2 protein-coding genes and 2 pseudogenes are annotated in these 2,454 nt (G+C 64.3%); 2 read left to right on the top strand and 2 right to left on the bottom strand.

The window, feature by feature from the left end; genetic code table 11:
* Positions 1 to 214, bottom strand: a pseudogene (locus tag VML93_RS35605) (hypothetical protein); the annotation flags it as partial.
* Between the two features lie 363 nt (positions 215 to 577).
* Here VML93_RS35605 and VML93_RS35600 point away from each other — a divergent pair.
* A complete protein-coding gene (locus VML93_RS35600; protein WP_325618107.1) occupies positions 578 to 1,402 on the top strand; it encodes an SDR family oxidoreductase in 825 nt (274 codons plus the stop codon).
* 312 nt (positions 1,403 to 1,714) lie between these two features.
* A complete protein-coding gene (locus VML93_RS35595) occupies positions 1,715 to 1,996 on the top strand; it encodes a DUF732 domain-containing protein (protein WP_325618105.1) in 282 nt (93 codons plus the stop codon).
* Here the strand turns inward: VML93_RS35595 and VML93_RS35590 are convergent.
* Positions 1,997 to 2,454 (bottom strand): annotated as a pseudogene (locus VML93_RS35590) (NAD(P)/FAD-dependent oxidoreductase); the annotation flags it as partial.

The following is a 2,454-nucleotide window of genomic DNA, read 5'->3' as shown; positions in this document are numbered from 1 at the left end:
CACCGCTGGCCAGCACCGTGTCGATGCCGCTCTGCCAGGCGCGGTAGCCGCCGAGGATGCGGACCACCACGATGGCAGCCTCAGCGAGCAACTCGGGAAGCTCTGTGTCGGCTAGCCGCGACGGGTTGGCCCACCGATAGTTTTTTCCGCTGGAACGCGCGCTGATCAGGTCGGTGTCGGATGTCGACAGCAGCAGGATGATCGGCTCAGGCACCTACCATTCGTACCGCAGTGGGGCTCGGTGCGAACGCACCGACCGGTAGGTCAGCCGCCACCGCCGCTTCCGCCGGCGCCCGCGCCATACGACCACCAGTCATAGTCAGAGTCATACGCCGGTGCCGGTGCCGGCGCGGGCGGGGCGGCTGTGGTGGATCGGTGGGTGGCGCCAGCACAATCGACGTGCCGCCGCCTTCGGGCATCGCGAGCAGCGAAATGCTCACGCCGGCTGCCGGTATCGCGATCAGTGCTCCCGCAACCGCTATCTTCGTGATGTGCTGCGGACGCCAGACGACTTTGCACGGTTCGGCATTACAGCGGTTTCGATTAGTGCTGATCATGCCTCGGCTAGCGTGAAGCGATGACATCCGCATCCGTCGCAGGAAAAGTCATTGCAGTCACCGGTGGTGCCCGTGGAATCGGTCTCGCCATTGCCACGGCGCTGCACGGTCTGGGCGCCAAGGTCGCCATCGGCGATGTCGACGAACTCACGGCCAAGCAGTCCGGCAGCGCGTTCGAGCTTTGCTGCAAGTTGGACGTGACCGACCGGCAATCATTCACCGAATTCCTGGACGCGGTGGAAAGCCAACTGGGGCCCGTCGACGTATTGGTGAACAACGCCGGGGTCATTGCGGTGGGTGAGGCAGCCGACGAGGCCGACGCCATCACCAAGAAGCTGCTCGACGTCAACATTTTCGGCGTGATGCTGGGCACCAAGCTGGCCGCCCAGCGGATGCTGCCCCGCGGTCGCGGCCACATCGTCAACATTGCGTCGCTGGCCGGCGTGCTGCCGTGCGAGGGCATCGCAACCTATTGCGCCACAAAGCATGCCGTGCTCGGATACACCGAAAGCGTACTCATGGAGAACCGTGGGCGCGGTGTCCACTTCTCGGCGATCATGCCCACCCTGACGAATACCGAGATGGTCGCCGGCGTCGGACACGCGAAAGGCTTCAAGAATGCCGAGCCGGAAGACGTCGCAAACGCGGTGGTCGGTGTGATCGCCAAACCCAAACCGCGGGTGATCGTTCCGCGTGCGCTGGGCATGACGGTGTCGGTTCAGCGGCTGATGCCGCGGCTCGTTTCGGAGGCGCTCGCGCGCCTGTTGGGGACGGGGCGCGTGTTCACCAGCGACCTCGACGTACAGAAGCGCGCGGCTTATGCCCGACGGACGGGGACGTCCTGAGCGCTGGCCCGGGAATTCGGCGCGACGAGCAACGCCCGGATCGCGCGGGCATTCTGCTGTGATACGCCGGGGCTGAACCGCTGAGCCCACGGGCAGCCCGTTTGCCACACCGGGCCTTCAGGCCTTGGGCAAGTATTAACATGATGGCAACACAGCCTATTTAGCGCCACCGGTCAAAGTACGTATCGTTCCTAGCAAAGAATATCTAATCGAACTGACATTGTGTCGACGGCGTGAAGCCGATTCCTTGAGCTTGGAGTTTAGCTAACACCGCCGAACCCGACGCGGAAAGTCGGTGGCGCCGGAGGTGAAGTGCGGGCCCTGTACACAGCGTTGCCGCTGCTGGCCGTCGCCGCCATACACGGCCCGGCGGTGGCGCACGCCGGCCCTCTGGACGACTATGTCAACCGCAACGGACACGCGGTGTGCGCGGCACTCGATAAGGCCAATTCCGGAGGCGACATTTTCAGACTCGCGCTCACCATCGCGCACGACGGCGGATTCAGCATCAAGGATGCCGCCAACGTCATTGGACGGGCGACCGTGGCCGACTGCCCATGGAACCAGGCGAAGGTGAGACAAGCCGGCTACTAGTCAGGCGGTCCGCACGTCGAAGTCGGCGAGTTCGGGCTTGCGTAAGAGCTCGGTGTGGGTCTCCGGTGTCCAGGGGAACAGCTCGGGCAGGCCATCCTTGCCGAGGTACCAGCTGTTACAACCGGAGACCCAAATCGTCTGCGGCATAGCTGCTTTCATTTCCTCGTTATATTGCTTGGTGGCCGCTTCGGTCGGTGCGGCGGCGCGTACGCGGCCGTTGCGGAGCTCGTTGATCCACCACATCACGTAGTCGGCCTGGTCCTCGGCGATCGGAACCAACGACTGGTTACCGATCGGCGAATGCGGGCCCATCAGCATGAACATGTTGGGGAAGCCCGGCACCGCTACCGACCGGTAGGCCTTCGGACCGTCGGCCCACGCCTCGTCCAGGGTGCGTCCGCCCTCTCCTATCACGTTCAGCGGGCGCACGTAGGCTCGCGCGTCGAATCCGGTGGCGA

The sequence above is a fragment of the Mycobacterium sp. genome, assembly GCF_035499775.1.
Lineage (GTDB): Bacteria > Actinomycetota > Actinomycetes > Mycobacteriales > Mycobacteriaceae > Mycobacterium.
This window is presented reverse-complemented; position numbering and strand designations above follow the sequence as displayed.

Excerpts from the sequence above, each read along its gene's own strand:
- VML93_RS35600 (WP_325618107.1), top strand. The coding sequence starts at position 578 with ATGACATCCGCATCCGTCGCAGGAAAAGTCATTGCAGTCACCGGTGGT.